We start from the raw sequence: 15,559 nt of genomic DNA, 5'->3' as shown, positions 1-15,559 counted from the left end.
CAGCTTGCCGCGCTGGTCAATCTCGGCGATCGCTGTTTTTGTCGCTTCGCCGCTGCTTGGGATCGGTTCAGGCCTGCTCGACAACGCCATGCGCTCGCCAGAAGAGCGCGACAGCGGCGTTTTTTGGGTGATCTACTTCGTGGCGTGGCTCGGATTCGTAATTGGAACGGTTGTCGCATCTGTCGGACTATCCCGTGAAGAGAAACCGAGGTGGCTCAGATTTTTGGCGTTCGCTCTAAATGCTACGCCGGTCGTTCTGCCTGGTATCCTCCTCGGGATACACGCGCTCACAGATTGGTAGGCCAGCGGACCACGAGGCTGCTCCTTGCTTGCCTTCTTGCGATGTGGCGTCGTCCGCGCTTGGCTTCGTCTCGCCATGCCGCTCGTCATCCAGCTCCTCCCCGGCGAATTCGCGATCGCCCGCCTGCCCGCCGCCTCACCGATCCCCGACTGGGTGAGCTCCACCGTCTTCAGCGCCACGACGCGCACCACCGACGAGCTGTCGATTCTCTGCCCCGCCGCGCAAATCCCCACCGACGTGAAACACGAGGCCGGCTGGCGCCTCCTGAAGCTGCGCGGCCCGTTCAACTTCACCGAGACCGGCATCCTCTCCTCCGTGCTCGACCCGCTCGCCTTCTCGCGCATCAGCATCCTCGCCCACTCGACCTTCGACACCGACTACGTGCTCGTGAAACAGGCCCAGCTCGAGGACGCCATCCGCACACTCCGCAACGCCGAGCACACCGTCGAGCGCCTCTAGGTAGCCCGCGATCTCCGAGCGCGGGTCATCCCAGGCCCGCGCTCGCTGTGCCTCCGCGACGCTCCTTATTTTGGCACAGCTTCGGCTGCCTTTCGTCGCCATGCCCCACCTCACTTTCCACCTCATGACCGAGGCCGACTGGCCGGACGTCCAGCGCATCTACGCCGAAGGTATCGCGACCGGCATCGCGACGTTCGAAGCCACGCCGCCGGAAACCTTCGCGGATTTCATCAAGACCAAGATCGCCGACCTCGCCGTCGTCGCTCGCGATGCGAAAGGCGCGCTCGCCGCGTGGGCCGTGCTCATCCCCGTCTCCGGGCGCTACGTCTATCGCGGCGTCGCGGAAATGAGCCTCTACGTCGCCGCCTCGCATCGCGGCCAGCGCGTCGGCGATGCGGTGATGAAGGAAATGGTCCGCCTCAGCGAGGCGCGCGGCTTCTGGACGCTGCAATCGTCCACCTTCCCGCAAAACGCCGCGAGCGTCGCGCTCCAGCAACGCCACGGTTTCCATATCATCGGTATCCGCGAAAAAATCGGTCGCATGGCGCAGGGCCCCCTCGCCGGCCAATGGTGCGATACGCTCCTGCTCGAACGCCGGAGCAAGACCGTCGGCCGGGACTAGCGCATCGCTAGTGCGCGGTAGGGCGGGACCGCTGAGCCCACCGTGAGATTGATACCACCTTCGCAGCGTGCAGGCTGACGCCGCAGCCTGCGCTCGCTCACGCCGGCAGCGTGAAACCCTCGAACTGTTTCTTCACTTCCTGGAGAAATGCCGCCGCACCGGCGCCGTTCACGACCTTGTGGTCGAAGGTCAGCGAGAGCGTGACGACCTCGCACGGATAGATCATGCCGCCGTCGTTGATCATGCGCTCGTGCGCCGTGCCGATGAAGAGCGTCGCCATCGCCGGCGGCACCACGATCGGCGTCGCGCTCTCGACACCAAACGCACCGAGGCTCGTGATGTTGAGCGGTGCCTGCACGTCGAGCAGCTTGCCGGCGCGCGTCTCCTCGACGGCGCGGTTGTAGGCCGCGCTGAAATCCGCGAACGCGAGTTTGTTCGCACCCGCGATCGCCGCGGTGGCGAGCCGGTCGCCCTCGAGCGCGACCGCCACGCCTTGATCGAAGACCGGCTGCTCGAGAATCGTGCCGTCCTTGCCGACGATGCAGCGGAACGCCGGGTGCAGCTCCTGCGCACGCGTGACGCACCACGCCATCATCGCCGAAGGCGAGGGCGCGGCCTTGCCGAGCTTGGCCTTCGCGGCTTCGCGCGCCTTTTTCAACGGCTCCCACCGCACGTCCATCAACATGTTCGCGGGCACGACGGCATCGAGACGCTTCGTGATCGCGGGGTGCAGGGCGGGCGGGCGGGCGTTGCCATTCATGGAGGGAGGAGCGGAAAGAGAAACAGGCACTGCGGGTTTACTGGCGACCGCCGGCGCGGCAGGTGCGGATTTCGGCGCGGCAGCGATGGGCGCGGCCGCGGGTTTCGCGGTGGGCGCCGCGCCTTCGACGGGCAATCCCGCCACGCTCGCGGCGTCGCCGGTGACGAGCGCGATCTCCTGCCCGATGAGCACGGTGTCGTCGACCTTGATGCGCCATTCCTTGAACTTGCCGGCGAACGACGCCTCGACGGGATAGACGGCCTTGTCGGTCTCGAGTTCGCAGAGCACGTCGTCGTGCTTCACGGCATCGCCGGGCTTCTTGTTCAAATTCACCACGCGGGCGGAGCGCAGGCCTTCGCCCATGATCGGCACGCGCACCACGATGTCGCTCGTGCCGGCAACGACGGTGTTCTGCGGACCATGCGCGGAAGATGCGCCAGCCGCCGGTGTGGCTGTGGGAGCGACCTTGGTCGCGACGGGTTCGAGTGTGGAAGTCGCGAGCAAGCTCGCTCCCACCGTAACGGCGGCGGGGATTTCCCCGCGCGCGAGGTTCAGCGCCACCAGTTCCCAAATCGCCTCGACGATCTGCGGCACGGCGGGCAGCGCGGCGTATTCGTAGATCGGGTTGTAACCGATCATCACGTTGCCCTTCGTGATCAGACGCGGCGGCGCCTTCAGGGCACCGAAGATGTCCGCGCGACCCACGACGTGCTGCACGATCATCTGGCCGACGGAGCACGCTTCGGTGTCTTCCTGGATGACGAGGAGCCGGCCGGTCTTGCGCACCGAGGCCTCGATGGTCGCTTTGTCCCACGGCATGATCGAGCGCAGGTCGATGAGCTCGACGCTCACTTCGCCCTGCAACTCTGCAATCGCTTCGTGGGCCTTCTCCATCGTGTTGCCCCACGCGACGATCGTGAGGTCTTCGCCTGCGGTCACCACGCGCGCCGAGCCGAGCGGGATGGATTTGATCGGCTGCTTCGACTCGACCTCGGCCCAGAGCATGTGCTTCGGCGCCAGGAACAGCGTGATGTCCTCGCCGTGCATCGCGGTCCAGAGCAGGCCGGCCGCGTCTTCGGGCGTGGATGGCACCACGACGTTGAGGCCGGGAAAATGCGCGTAAGCCGACTCGTTCGCCTGCGAATGCCAGAGCGAGCCGCCAGGCAGATAGGCGCCGTAGGGCGCATAGAACACCGCGGGCACCTTCCACGCGCCGTTCGAGCGCCAGCGGAGATTCGCAAGGTTCTGCACGATCTGGTTGAAGCCCGGGAAACTGAAGTCGATGAACTGCAGCTCGAACACCGGCCGGCGTCCGTAGAGCGCAAGGCCGCCACCGATGCCGTAGATCGTCGATTCCGCGAGCGGCGAGTTGAAGACCTGCTCCGGAAAATCAGTCGAGAGTTTTTGCGTGAGACGGAACACGCCGCCCTTCGGATCCTCGATGTCCTCGCCGAAAATCACGCGGCCGGGATCGGCATCGAGGCCGGCGCGGAGCGTCTTGTTGATCAAGTCGCCCATGCGATACTTGCCGGCCTTGAAGAGCTCCTCGTTCAGGTCGGGCGACGCGCCCGTCACATCGAGAAGCAATTCGTCGGCACGCGGATCTTCGGCCTTCTCGGCCGCCGCGTAGTCGGCGCGAACCTTCTCCTTGATCTCCTCGTCGAGCTGGGCGAACTCCGCCTCGGTGAGCTCGCCGGCCTTGATCATGCGATCGCGGAGCACGCGGATCGGATCCGCCTTCTCCATCGCGGCGATGTCCTCCTTCGTCCGGTAGAGCGTGTGGTCGTCCGAGCTGGTGTGACTCGAAAGCCGCTCGACCTTGGCCCAGAGAAACACCGGCCCCTCGCCCGCGCGGAGCTGCGCGATGGCCTTCCGCGTCTCGGCGTGCACGACCTCGAGGTCGGAGCCGTCGATCACGCGCCACTGCGACTTGTTGAGCACGTCGATCGCGAGCGGGTTGGTTTTCCGCGTCGGCGTCGAGATGCCGTAGGCATTGTCCTCGACGATGAAGAGCACCGGCAGCTTCTTCTCCTGCGCGAAGCTGATCGCCTCGTAGAAATCGCCCTGGCGCGACGCCGCATCGCCGATCGAGGTCACGACCACGCTGTCCTTGCCATCGAGCTTCATGCCCCAGGCCACGCCGCACGCCGGCAACAGCTGCGCGCCGAGCGGCGTCGGCACGCTGACGATGTTCAGCGGACGGGAGGAAAAATGCGACGGCATCATGCGTCCGCGCGACGACGACTCGCGCTTCGCGAAATACTCCAACGCCAGTTCGCGCGTGTTCATGCCGCGCCCCATGCACAGCCCGCGGTCGCGGTAATACGGCACGATGAAATCGCCGTCGCGCAGCTGCGCGCCGAGCGCGCTGAACGCCTCGTGGCCGCGGCCCGAGACGTGGAAATGCCCCTTGCCCTGCCGATTCAGACTCTCCTCGCGGAGGTCGCCGTGCCGGCTCTCCAGCATCGTGCGCAGCAGGTGGCGGCGCTGCTCCTTGTTCAGAGTGGAGTTCGTGGCTTTGGCCATGGCGAGACGTGGGGTAGGTTTCGGAAAACGATTCCTGCGGCAACGGCAATTCTGGATGCCGCGATGCAAGGTTGCGTGGAGGAACTGTGCCGCTAAGCGCCGCGTCAGCCGCGTCGGTGTGCGCGCGCGTAGCGCATCAGGCCGCCGCGGAACGCCGGGAATCCCGTGCCCATCAGCAGCGCGAAGTCCGCGTCGTCCGCGGTCTTCAACACGCCTTCGTCGAGCACACGCTTCGTCTCGGCGATCATCACGCCGTTGAGATGTTCCGCGATCGCCTGCGCGTCCATCGTCTTCACCGCGGCCGGCGCGAACGACGCCATCGCCGGATTCAACGCCTCCTTGCCGCCGTCGTAGACGTAGAAGCCGGTCGACGCGCCGTTCTTCCGGCCCTTCATGCCGGCGGCGAGCATCTGGCCGCACACGCTCGTGCTCCCGAAACGCGCCGGGAAATAGTGCTTCATCTCGCCGTAGATGAAATCCGTCACGTCCACGCCGACCTCGTCGATCAGGCGCATCGGGCCCATCGGCCAGCCCCAGTCGCGCATCGCGCGATCGATCGTGTCCGTCGGCACGCCTTGCTCCCAGAGTTCGCACGCGGCGTTGAGGTAGAAGAACAGCACGCGCGTCACGAGGAAGCCCGGCGAGGAGCGGCAGATGACCGGCGTCTTGCCGAGGTGCTTCGCGAACGCCAGCACGCGGTCCGCCGTCTCGCGCGTCGTGTGCGGCGAGAGGACCATCTCGATCAGCGGCATGCGGCTGACCGGATTGAAGAAGTGGATGCCGATCGTGCGGCCGGGTTGCGTCGCCGTCGCCGCGAGTTCCTCGATCGGCAACGCCGAGGTGTTCGACGCCAGCACGCAATCCGCACGCACGACCTTCGACAACTCCGCGAACAGCGCCTGCTTCGCGGCGACGTTCTCGACGATCGCCTCGACCACGAGGTCGCAGTCGGCGAATGCCGCCAGCTCCGTCGTGCCCTGCACGCGCGCCGCGCCCTGCGCCGCGGCGTCGGCGGACATCTTGCCGCGCTTCGCCGCTTCGTCGAAGAGGCCCTTGATCACCGCGAGGCCGCGCTCGACAAACTCCGGTTTCACGTCGCGCATCACGACGCTGTAGCCGCGCGCTGCGCACCACTGCGCGATGCCCGAGCCCATGACGCCGGCGCCGATCACGCCGATCTTCCGGAACGGCGCGGGCGCGACGGCCTCCGCCGGTTTCTGGAACCATGCGTCGACCGTGAGCTTCTTCACCGCATCCTTGAGGAAGAACACGTGCACCATGTTGTGCGCCACGTCGCCGGCGGCGATTTCGCCGAAGAGCGACGCTTCGATCTCCAACGCCGCGTCGAGGGAAACCCCGGCGCCCTTTTCCACGGCTTCGAGCACCGCGGCCGGCGCGGGTTGCCCGCGCATACGCGAAGCGGCAATCTTGCGCTGCTCCGCGAAAAACGTCGCGTCCGCGGTCGGCGCACCGGCGCGCGCGGGCTTGCCGTTCGCGGCAAGCTTCAGCGCGGCGGCTTTCGCACGCGCCTTCAACTCGGTTGCCGGCACGAGTTCATCGACGAGTCCGGCCTTGTGCGCCTCGGCGGCGGGCAGCAGCTGCGCCTTCAGGATGTGATCGACCGCGGCTTTCGCCCCGATCAGTCGCGGCAGGCGCGCGCAGCCGCCCCAGCCGGGAATCAAACCGATGCCGACTTCCGGCAGGCCGATGACAGTTTCCTTCGCGTCGCTCGCGACGCGCCAGTGACACGCGAGCGCGAGTTCGTAGCCGCCGCCGGCGCACGCGCCGTGAATCGCGCACACGACAGGCACCTTGAAGTTGTCCAACAAGCCGAACAGTGCGTGCCCTCCGCGCGAGGCGTCCTTGCCCTCCGCGGGCGTCGCGATCTTGCCGAGCCATTTCAGATCCGCGCCGGCGATGAAGATTTTCTCTTTCCCGCTCGTGACTACGACCGCCTTTACCGGCTGCGCCGCGAGCGCCTCGACTGCGGCGCGCAGTGCGGCCTGGGTCGGGGGATTGAAGACGTTGGCGCGACTCGTGGGGTCGTCGAAAACGATCCAGCCGATGCCGTCGGCATCGACGGAGTGGGAAACCGTAGCGGGGTTACTCATGGGGGAAAGAGTGGCGCCAAGGAACTCCGCACCACGACCACTCGCAACGCCAAGGCCAGCGCGCCCGCCAACTATTAGCCGCTGTATGACAAATGTAAGCCCGTCCGCCCACCCCGCATCGCACCACAAAGTTCTTAATGGATAACAAAAACTTCGCGCCGACGCCGGAGCTTTCTCGGCATGCGGCTTTGCGCGGTGCAACGCTGCCACGGGGCGATGGGCCCGGCCCGCGCGACCACTCAACGCCGCCGGGCGCCTGGACCGGCGAATTTGCGGAGGTATTTCTGCGCGATCTCGAAATCGTGCGGCAACGGCGCGGAGACCGTGACGCGTTCGCGCGAGAGCGGATGCGTGAACGTCAGCGCGCGAGCGTGCAGCGCGAGGCGCGCGATCAGCGGACGCTCGTCGTCGCGCCCTTTGTAGCCGCGCTTCAGGTCCGAGAGCAGCAGCCGCGTGTCGTTGCCGTAGAACGGGTCGTTGAGGATCGGCCAACCGCTCGCCGCGAGATGCACGCGAATCTGGTGCGTGCGACCGGTCTGCGGCCGGCATTCGAGCAGCGTGAACGCACCGAAGCGCTCGCTGACCTTGAAGTCCGTCACCGCACCTTTGCCGTGCTTGCGCACGACGCACATGCGTCCCGGCTGGGCGTCGTCTTCCTTCAATACGAGTTCGACGGTGAACGCCTCCGGCAAGCCACCCGTCGCGTCGGCGATCGGCGTCGTGCCCCCCGCCCATGGCGCGGCGCACGGGCCGGCCGCGACGACGAACGCGAGATAGAGCTTTTCGACCGTCTTCGACTGAAACTGGCCGCTCACGAAATCCAGGGCGGGCTTCGTCTTGGTGCATAGCACGACGCCGCTCGTGTCGGCATCGATGCGATGGACGTTGGCCACGCCGTGCCCGAGCGCCGCGTGCACCTGGTCCATGAGGTTCGCGCGCGACTTATCCCAGCGATCGGGCGCGATGAGCAACCCGCTGGGCTTGTCGAAGGCGATGAGCGCCTCGTCCTCGAAGATGACCGGCGGCAACGACGGCATGCGGCGCGTGTTGAACGGCAACGCCGCGGGCGCGGCAACGTTTATCCGCGCCGCAAACCGGCGCTTTTAAAAGAATTTCGCCGACCATCCCCGCTCCACTCTGGCTTCGCGCCGCGTAATCCCTTCACTTGCCGCCATGACGCTCGCGCCGCGCTTCCTCGTGAAACTCATCGCGAGCTACCGCATGCGGCACCTGCAACGACGCCTGCGCGGCCGCGACAGCGCCGGCCAGCAACGCGCCTTCGCCGCGCTCATGGCCGCGCACGCGCACACGGAGTTCGGCCGCCAGCACGGCCTCGGCCCGCGGACCGCCTACGCCGACTATCGCACACAGGTGCCGCTGCGCACGCCGGGGGATTTCAAGGGCTGGGTCGAGCGCATGGCCGCCGGCGCCACCGACGTGCTCTGGCCGGGCCGCTGCCGCTTCTTCGTCTACACCGCCGGCACCGTCGACGGCACGCCCAAGCCGCTGCCCGCCACGCCCGCCATGCTCGCGCACTACCGCGCCGCGCTGGGCGACGCCCTGCTGTTGCACGCCGCGCAAACCGGGCAACCCGAACTCTTCGCCGGACGCCATCTGCACATCGGCGCGAGCACGGCGCTCAACGAATCCGGCGGCGCCTACGCCGGCTACCTCGACGCGATGGTCCCGCTGGCGCTCAGCGAGTGGAGCGAGAAGAATCTCTACGCTCCGCCGCGCGCCGTCGCGCGTCTGCCAGAAGGCGAGGAAAAGATGCGCGCCGTCGCCGAGAAATGTTCGAACTGGGACGTGCGCCTCGTCGCGGGCACTCCGTCCTCGCTCGCCGCCCTCGCCGAGGCGACACGCGCACACCATAGCACCGACAAGCGGCGGGTGCAGCACCTCCGCGCCGTCTGGCCGAAGCTCGCCTGCTGCCTGCACTCCGGCTCGATCCTCGGCATTTTCGCCGACGACCTGCGCGCGAACCTCGGACCCGACGTCGCGTTGCACGAGCTTTATGCGGGCGCCGAGGGCATCTACGCCGCGCAGGATGGCGACACAGGAGCCGGACTCCGTCTGCTCACGGATCACGGGCTGTTCTTCGAATTCCTCCCGGCGCGCGAACTCGCCGATGCCGACCTCTCGACGCTCGGCAACCGATGCGTGTCGCTGGCCGACGTGCAGCCCAACGTGGAATACGCCCTCATCGTCTCGACGCCCGCCGGCCTTTGCCGCTGCCTCGTGGGTGACACGGTGATGTTCGTCTCCACCAAACCCGCACGCCTCGTCTTCACCGGCCGCACGAAACTCCAGTTGAACTCCTTCGCCGAACGGGTGAGCGAACGCGAAGTCACCGCGGCGCTGCTCGCCGTGTGCGCGCGCAACGAGTGGACGCCGGTGAATTTTCACGTCGCGCCGTATTTCACCCGCATGGTGCCGCGCCCGCAGGGCTGTCACGAATGGTGGATCGAACTTCGCCCGGGCACCGTGCGCACGCCGACCGGCCCGCTGCTCGCCGCGGAACTCGATCTCGAACTCAGCCGGCACCAACTTGACTACACGGGCCGTCGCGCGAACGGCGCGCTCGAAGCACCGCTCGTGCGCCTCGTGATGCCGGGGACGTTCAACGAATGGACGCGCCTGCACGGCCTGCGCGAAGGCGCGGGCAAATTCGCCCGCTGCCGCAGCGACCGCCTCGTGGCCGACCAGCTCGCCGGCATCGCCCGCTTCCACACGCAGCCGCCGGTTCGCTCGAGCTGAGGACGCGCGACTGGGCGCCGAGGGCAAAAAGCTTTCCGGGCGGCGGAGATGAATCCGTCGCCCGGCGTTTCCCTGGGGTCCTTGAAACTTGCGCACACCGCGGACCCCGACCCCTAAGGCGTGCGTGCGCCGGGATTTTCCCACATCGGGCCGTGAGCCGCTCCGCGTTTCTTGCCGGGCGGCCCGGGCCGTTTGTAACCAACAAATGCGCGGCGAAAAAAAAGCGGAGCCGTGCGGGCTCCGCTGAAAGAGGTGCGTAGTCGCGAATCGCTCAGTCTTCGCTGCTGCCGTCGTCGTCGGACGAGTCTTCGCCCTCGTCCTTCTTCTTCGAACGGGCGCGTTTCGCCTTCGAATCCTTGGCATTGAGCCAGAGGTCGCCCTTGGCGTTGCGATTCAGCCAGAAGATCTCGCCGTTGCGCTCGCCGAAGGTGGGCTTCGCCTTGGCGTCATCGGGGACATTGAGCCCGGCGGCGACGAGCGCCTCGAGAATCTCGATCGCGGGGCGGCCGATCTGCGTGGAAAGATCGTCGATCTTCGCCGTGACGCCGTCGCCGCGTTTCTTCGGTTGGAGGAGCAAACGGAGCGCTTCGAGCGTGTCGGCCCGGACGCGTTCGGTCGCCGGAACGGGAGCCGAAGCCGGTTCGGGCGCCGTGGCGGTGGATTCGACCGGCGCCGGTGACGCTGTGGCCGCGGGCGCGCCGGTCGGCTCGACGGCCGACTCGGGCGCGCCGGGTTCGGCGGCTTCATCGCCGCCGGCGTCGGTGCCGTCGGGTTTCTGGCCGCCGCGATTCTTGCGGGCGTTGATCCAAATTTCACCGCGCTGGTTCTTGTCCATCCAGTAGAGGAAGTCGCCCTCCTCGTGGAAAAGCGGCTTCTCGACGCCGTCGTCCTTCATCTTGAGGCCCTGCTCGGCGAGTTGCGCGAGCAAGCCCGCGTCGTCGGTGCGGAGCGCCTTCGTGAGGAAGCCGAAACTGCCCGACCAACCGTGGCCACGGCGATTGCGACGCATGAGGCCGCGGACTTTGTCGAGGAAGGTCTTGGGCGCAGGCGGCTGCGTCGGTGCGGCACCTTGCGGCGCGGCATTCGGCTGCGACTCGCGCGGCTGGGCGGCAACATCGGATTGGCGCTCGGCGCGCGTCTCCTGCTGCTGACGGCGTTCTTCACGCTGCGCAGCGGCGGGGTCGATCGGCGCCTCCTCGTCGCTGAGGCGCTTGCCGGCGGCGATGCGGAACACCGGCTCGGGTTTCTCGCGGGTGTTGATCCAGATCTCGCCGCGGCGATTGATGTTCACCCAATAGATGTCGCCTTCGAACTCGACGTAGACGGGCTTGGCGTTCTCGTCGGCGGGAATTTGCAGGCCGCACTCGACGAGCGCGCCCTTGATGTCCGACTCCTCCATCTTCCACTTCTTGGCGAGGTAGTCGACGCCCACGCTCATGCCCGGGCCGCGCTGGTTCTTGCGCATGTGCGGACGCATGGCGTCGAAGAACGTCGGCAACTCGTCCTCTTCGGCGAGCTTGTCCCAATCGTCCTCCTTCTCGCCACCCTCTTCTTCCGCGGCGTCGCGGTCGTCGTCGCGCGAGGTGTCGCGGAGGCGGCGCAAACCGTCGTCGGCGCCGACCTTTTCCTCGGCGAGAAACGTGTCGCCGGCTTCCTCGGCGGATTGGGCGGGGGCGTTGCTGTTGCCCGCCTTGAACTTCGCCTCGAACTCCGCGCGCAGCTTGTCGGCCTCGGCGCGGGCCGCGGCCGCCGCGGCATCCTCGAGCGTCCAGTCCCGTTGCGTCGTGCGACGCACGAGGCCGGTGAACGCCAGCAGATTGTCGGGTTGCGTGTGAAAGTTGATGATTTCCCAACCTTCCTGACCGAGATCGTTGAGAAATTTTTCCAGCAATGCCGGCGACGCGAAGCCGCCCTTGCCGCTGGTGATGACTTTATATTCCCAGTTGGACATGTGAGCGGCCATCAACCCGGAACCGCCGCACCGTGGCCAGCCTAAACTCGGCGGCGGCCCTCAGTCGCGCATCACCGCGCGCAGGAAAAATCCGATCGCGTGGTCCGCCAGCTGCCCGCCCGGCCCATCGGGGTTGAAGTCGAAGGCGTGCGTCGCCCACGGCAGCGAGAGAAAATAGTGCCGCACGCCGGCCGCCTGCAGCGCCGCGGTCAGCCGCTCGCTGTGCCGGTGCCAGACGAGCGTGTCGGGCGCGCCGTGCAACAACAGCGTCGGCGGCGTCTCCGGACCGATCATCGCCTGTGCGCTGGCGCTCAGGTAGCGCGCTATGCGCTCCGGCGAATCGGGCGGACCGCCGAGATACTGGCGCATGAGATTCACGGAATTCAGCGCATCGTCCTCGCGCGACACGCCCCACGCGAACTCCATGTCCTGCGGCGCGTAGAACGAGACCACGCCGCGAATCGCCGGATCGTGCGCGCCGTAGGCCACTGCCGTGGCGATTTGCCCGCCAGCCGAGCGGCCGAGCAGAACGAACCGCGCCGCATCGACGCCGAGTTCGCGCGCGTGCGCCTTCAGCCAAGCGATCGCCGCGAGCACGTCTTCGCGCTGCGCCGGCCAGATGAATTTCGGCGCCAACCGATACGAGATCGCCGCCACGGCGTAGCCGCGCGCCGCCCAGCGGTGATCCCACTCGGGAATTTGCTGCCGGTCGCCGCCATCCCAACCGCCGCCATGCACGACCACGATGCACGGTGCGCCCGCCGCACCCGACCGCGCCGCGCGATAAAAATCCAGTTTCAACTCCTCGCCCGCCGGACGCGCAAAAACATGCGTCTCCACCGGCACCATCGGCTGCTCCGGATGAAACACGAGCCGCACCGGCGAAAACGCCGCGCGCGCGCCGTCCCCATCCGGCACACCGAAGGCCGCCGCCAGCTCCCGCGGCAAGCGTGCACCGATCGCGAGCGCACCCGCCACCGGCCGCAGCAGCGCCACGACCGCGAATCCGCACAGCGCCACGAGAGTCACCCGCAGCCCGTCACCCGTCGTCGCCCACGCGATCGCGCCCAGGCCAAACGCGAGCGGCAGGAACCAGACGCCGTATTCGCCCACCGCGAGCGCGACTTTCCAAATCCACGACCACAGCGGCGCGTGATGGAGCGTGAACGACGCCGCGTAGGCGCCGGCGACGATCACCGCCGCGAGCAACAGCTGAAACATGCCCCTTGTTACGCGGGAAGCCGGCGCGCGGACGACATTATTTCAGCCTCGCCCCGCCCGCCCCGTCTCCTGTCCTCTTTCCTCCACCTCCGGTTCTCCGTCCTCAGTCTTCCGCTCTCCGATGCTCCGCCGTCTCGATCAACTGCTCGCCAACCTCGGCTACTGTTCGCGCCGCGAGGCGCGCGATTGGATCGACGACGGGCGCGTGACGATCGCCGGCCAGACCGCCGACGATCCGGGCGAGAAAACCTCCGCGGCGCTCGTGCAGGTCGACGGCGAGCCGCTCGACCATCCCGACGGCTTGCTGCTGCTCATGCACAAGCCGGTCGGGCTCGTCTGCTCGCACGACATCCGCGAAGGCCCGAGCGTCTACAGCCTGCTGCCGCCGCGTTGGCAGCGGCGCAACCCGCAGCTCACGACCATCGGCCGCCTCGACAAGGATACGAGCGGCGTGCTGCTGCTCACCGACCAGAGCGACCTCGTCCATCGTCTCACTTCGCCCAAGCACAAGGTCCCGAAAATCTACCGCGCCACCGTCGACGCCGATCTGCCGCCCGGCCTCGCTGAGCTTTTCGCGAGCGGCACGCTCGTGCTGCGCGGCGAAACCGCGCCGTGCGCGCCCGCCGAGCTGCGCGTGCTCGGCCCGCGCGAGGCGGAGCTCACGCTGACCGAAGGCCGCTATCACCAAGTGCGCCGCATGTTCGCGAGCCAGGGCGGCGAAGTGCTCACGCTGCATCGCGCGCGCTTCGGCCATCTCGAACTCGGCGAGCTCGCGCCGGGCACGTGGCGCGAGCTGCCGTTGAACACGTTCGCGTGAGCGACGCGACGCGCGCGCCTATTCGCGCGCGGTGAGGTCGAACTTCAGCGGCACGGACATCCGCGTCGCCACCTTGCGACCCGACAGGACGCCGGGGCGGAATTTCCACCGCGCGACGCCGGCGAGCGCAGCGTGGTCGAATTCGTGGGCGTTCGAGCTCGCGATGCGCGGCTCGAGCACGCGGCCTTCCGCATCGACGATGAATTCCACTTCGACGACCACCCGATCGATGCCGACAAGGCGGACGCCTTTCGGGAACGCCGGCATCGGCTGCGCGATCGGCTCGGGCACACGGTCGAGTTGCGCGAGGTTGAAAATGGCGCCCGCGCCGCCGAAGCCGGCGCCGCCGCGTCCGCGGAGAACGGGAATCGTCATCGACTTCAGCGCGCCTACGTCCGCGTCCACGCGCGGGCGCAAATCGACCGTCTGCGTGAAATCGCTGAGCGCGACGCTGGTGGGCAACTCCGCGAGCTGCGGCACCGCGACCGCCGCGGCGGATTGGTCGACGAGTTCGCGGGGCGCCTCGTCGGCTTCCTCCGGCGGAGGTGGCGGCAGCGCGATCTGGATCGTCGGCTCGGTGTTCGTCACGACCGCGCGGACGGCGCGCGGCGGAGGTTTGGGCAGGGCGTAGAACATCGCCGCGTGCAGGCCGAGCGCGGCCAGCGCGCCGACGACGAGCGCGCCGCCAGTCTTCGGCGTTTTCGGGTAGCGCCAATCGCCGCGAGCGGAGGAGAGCGGGACTCGCGCGTCGAGCGGAGCGAGCGGGAAATGAGCGCGCACACAGCGCGTGGAACGGAGAAGATCGTGAGTTTTCATAGGCATTCGGGAGGCGCCGGGATTCCGGCAGCGCACACAGAGGGATGAACGGAACGAAACTCAAGTGACCTCCCCCGCCGTCACCGAATCTTCGCAAATCCCGCCGCAATTTACCCGCGGTCGCGCGACAGGGCGGCGCACAATGTGACTTTTCCGCAACGCCTGCGTGTCAGGCGGAACCGTCGCCCGGATAAAAGAAGCGCGCGCCGGCGTTCGCGGCGCGCGACCCATTTCCCGGTGGGAAAACTCAGCCCTGCGGATCGGTCAGCACGAAGCGGATGGGCACTTCCATCAGCGTCGCGACCTTGCGGCCACCCTTCATGCCGGGGCGGAATTTCCACTTCTTCACCCCGCTGATCGCCGGGTTCTCGAACGCGTGGTCGGTGGCGTCGACAATCTTCGGGTCGCGGACGTTGCCGTCGACATCGACGATGAAGCTCACGCGCACGACGCCGCCTTCGAGTCCTTGATCCTGCGGAAACTGCGGCTCCGGTTGCGCGACGACCTGGGGCACGCGATCGAGATCGGACAGCTTGAAGATGTCGCCGCCGTGCCCGAGGCCGTTGCCGCCGCGGCCGTGATTGACCGGGATGGTCATCGAGCGGAGCGCGTTGGCGTCGACTTCGGTCTTCGGGCGCAGATCGATCGTCTGCGTGAAATCCGTCAGCGAGACGCTGGTCGGCACCTCGGCCAGCTGCGGCACCGCAACGGTGGGAGCAGATTCCTCGGCGAGCTCGGTGGGCTTGTCCTCGGTTTCCTCGGGCACGACCGGCGGCATCTCGAGCTGGATGACCTGCTCGGCCGTTTGCGGCGCCGCAGCGCGCGGGCGCACGGGCTTCGAGTTGAAACCGTAGAACATCGCGGCGTGCAGGCTGAGCGCGGCGACGATCGCGAGCGCGAGACTCCAGTGCGCCTTCGGTGCGGACGGATAGCGCCAGCTGCCAGCCGGCGCGGGCGTCATCGGCAGCGCCGTGGAGGCGCCGCGCGGAAAATGCGGACGGGCCGGGCGGGATTTGCGGAGCGTGTTCGTGGTCATCATGGGAAAAGTGGGCGGGAAGTCTTGTTGCTAGTCTCACCCCGCAAGCGGCGCGGAAGTTTCAGAAACTGAAAAGCGCGGCGCGGGCGGATGGTGCGCTTCCCTTTTGCAATGGACGTGCCAACGCGCGGCGACGGCTGGAAGCGCACGCGCGCTCAACGAGTTAAATTTCCGCTTCGCCT

Annotated in this window: 11 protein-coding genes; 4 read left to right on the top strand and 7 right to left on the bottom strand. The window is 67.5% G+C overall.

What is annotated here, in order from left to right; all coding sequences use genetic code 11:
• Window positions 1-376: 376 nt before the first annotated feature.
• Both KF715_13700 and KF715_13695 read left to right on the top strand, forming a co-directional pair.
• On the top strand, window positions 377-760 hold the full coding sequence (locus KF715_13700) for an ACT domain-containing protein (protein MBX3737747.1): 384 nt from the start codon (window positions 377-379) through the stop codon (window positions 758-760).
• Between the two features lie 100 nt (window positions 761-860).
• Complete coding sequence (locus KF715_13695) at window positions 861-1,382, top strand: N-acetyltransferase (GenBank protein MBX3737746.1); 522 nt, start codon at window positions 861-863, stop codon at window positions 1,380-1,382.
• A 97-nt stretch (window positions 1,383-1,479) separates the two neighbouring features.
• On the opposite strand, the gene KF715_13690 is transcribed toward KF715_13695, so the two are convergent.
• The 3 genes from KF715_13690 to KF715_13680 all read right to left on the bottom strand — a co-directional run bounded on the left by KF715_13690 (window position 1,480) and on the right by KF715_13680 (window position 7,816).
• The gene (locus tag KF715_13690) at window positions 1,480-4,668 is read right to left on the bottom strand and encodes a 2-oxo acid dehydrogenase subunit E2 (GenBank protein MBX3737745.1); all 3,189 of its coding nucleotides are present in this window, start codon (window positions 4,666-4,668) and stop codon (window positions 1,480-1,482) included.
• Window positions 4,669-4,772: 104 nt separating this feature from the next.
• Window positions 4,773-6,779, bottom strand: coding sequence for an enoyl-CoA hydratase/isomerase family protein (locus KF715_13685; protein MBX3737744.1), 2,007 nt, complete (start codon window positions 6,777-6,779; stop codon window positions 4,773-4,775).
• A 239-nt stretch (window positions 6,780-7,018) separates the two neighbouring features.
• Window positions 7,019-7,816 carry an RNA pseudouridine synthase gene (locus tag KF715_13680; GenBank protein ID MBX3737743.1) on the bottom strand — a complete coding sequence of 266 codons (798 nt, stop codon included), beginning with the start codon at window positions 7,814-7,816 and terminating at the stop codon, window positions 7,019-7,021.
• Window positions 7,817-7,952: 136 nt separating this feature from the next.
• Between KF715_13680 and KF715_13675 the strand changes: the two genes are divergently transcribed.
• Window positions 7,953-9,536 (top strand): GH3 auxin-responsive promoter family protein, encoded by a 1,584-nt coding sequence (locus KF715_13675; protein ID MBX3737742.1) that lies wholly within the window; start codon window positions 7,953-7,955, stop codon window positions 9,534-9,536.
• 271 nt (window positions 9,537-9,807) lie between these two features.
• Here the strand turns inward: KF715_13675 and KF715_13670 are convergent, their stop codons facing one another.
• Window positions 9,808-11,487, bottom strand: a complete 1,680-nt coding sequence (locus tag KF715_13670) for a DUF4177 domain-containing protein (protein MBX3737741.1) — start codon at window positions 11,485-11,487, stop codon at window positions 9,808-9,810.
• Window positions 11,488-11,547: 60 nt separating this feature from the next.
• Complete coding sequence (locus KF715_13665) at window positions 11,548-12,708, bottom strand: alpha/beta hydrolase (protein MBX3737740.1); 1,161 nt, start codon at window positions 12,706-12,708, stop codon at window positions 11,548-11,550.
• Window positions 12,709-12,829: 121 nt separating this feature from the next.
• On the opposite strand from KF715_13665, the gene KF715_13660 reads away from it, so the two are divergent.
• Window positions 12,830-13,525 carry an rRNA pseudouridine synthase gene (locus KF715_13660; GenBank protein ID MBX3737739.1) on the top strand — a complete coding sequence of 232 codons (696 nt, stop codon included), beginning with the start codon at window positions 12,830-12,832 and terminating at the stop codon, window positions 13,523-13,525.
• A gap of 18 nt (window positions 13,526-13,543) precedes the next feature.
• Here KF715_13660 and KF715_13655 read toward each other — a convergent pair whose 3' ends face one another.
• Window positions 13,544-14,341 carry an energy transducer TonB gene (locus KF715_13655; protein MBX3737738.1) on the bottom strand — a complete coding sequence of 266 codons (798 nt, stop codon included), beginning with the start codon at window positions 14,339-14,341 and terminating at the stop codon, window positions 13,544-13,546.
• A 247-nt stretch (window positions 14,342-14,588) separates the two neighbouring features.
• Window positions 14,589-15,380 carry a TonB family protein gene (locus KF715_13650; GenBank protein MBX3737737.1) on the bottom strand — a complete coding sequence of 264 codons (792 nt, stop codon included), beginning with the start codon at window positions 15,378-15,380 and terminating at the stop codon, window positions 14,589-14,591.
• Window positions 15,381-15,559 lie beyond the last annotated feature (179 nt).

Origin of the sequence: Candidatus Didemnitutus sp., from assembly GCA_019634575.1 — a bacterium.
Classification (GTDB): Bacteria; Verrucomicrobiota; Verrucomicrobiia; order Opitutales; family Opitutaceae; genus Didemnitutus.
The sequence above is the reverse complement of the archived record's forward strand: the minus strand, read 5'-3'. Positions and strand labels throughout refer to the sequence as shown.

Excerpts from the sequence above, each read along its gene's own strand:
- KF715_13695 (MBX3737746.1), top strand. The coding sequence starts at position 861 with ATGCCCCACCTCACTTTCCACCTCATGACCGAGGCCGACTGGCCGGAC.
- KF715_13655 (MBX3737738.1), bottom strand. The coding sequence starts at position 14,341 with ATGAAAACTCACGATCTTCTCCGTTCCACGCGCTGTGTGCGCGCTCAT.
- KF715_13680 (MBX3737743.1), bottom strand. The coding sequence starts at position 7,816 with ATGCCGTCGTTGCCGCCGGTCATCTTCGAGGACGAGGCGCTCATCGCC.
- KF715_13690 (MBX3737745.1), bottom strand. The coding sequence starts at position 4,668 with ATGGCCAAAGCCACGAACTCCACTCTGAACAAGGAGCAGCGCCGCCAC.
- KF715_13685 (MBX3737744.1), bottom strand. The coding sequence starts at position 6,779 with ATGAGTAACCCCGCTACGGTTTCCCACTCCGTCGATGCCGACGGCATC.
- KF715_13660 (MBX3737739.1), top strand. The coding sequence starts at position 12,830 with ATGCTCCGCCGTCTCGATCAACTGCTCGCCAACCTCGGCTACTGTTCG.
- KF715_13665 (MBX3737740.1), bottom strand. The coding sequence starts at position 12,708 with ATGTTTCAGCTGTTGCTCGCGGCGGTGATCGTCGCCGGCGCCTACGCG.
- KF715_13650 (MBX3737737.1), bottom strand. The coding sequence starts at position 15,380 with ATGATGACCACGAACACGCTCCGCAAATCCCGCCCGGCCCGTCCGCAT.
- KF715_13675 (MBX3737742.1), top strand. The coding sequence starts at position 7,953 with ATGACGCTCGCGCCGCGCTTCCTCGTGAAACTCATCGCGAGCTACCGC.
- KF715_13700 (MBX3737747.1), top strand. The coding sequence starts at position 377 with ATGCCGCTCGTCATCCAGCTCCTCCCCGGCGAATTCGCGATCGCCCGC.
- KF715_13670 (MBX3737741.1), bottom strand. The coding sequence starts at position 11,487 with ATGTCCAACTGGGAATATAAAGTCATCACCAGCGGCAAGGGCGGCTTC.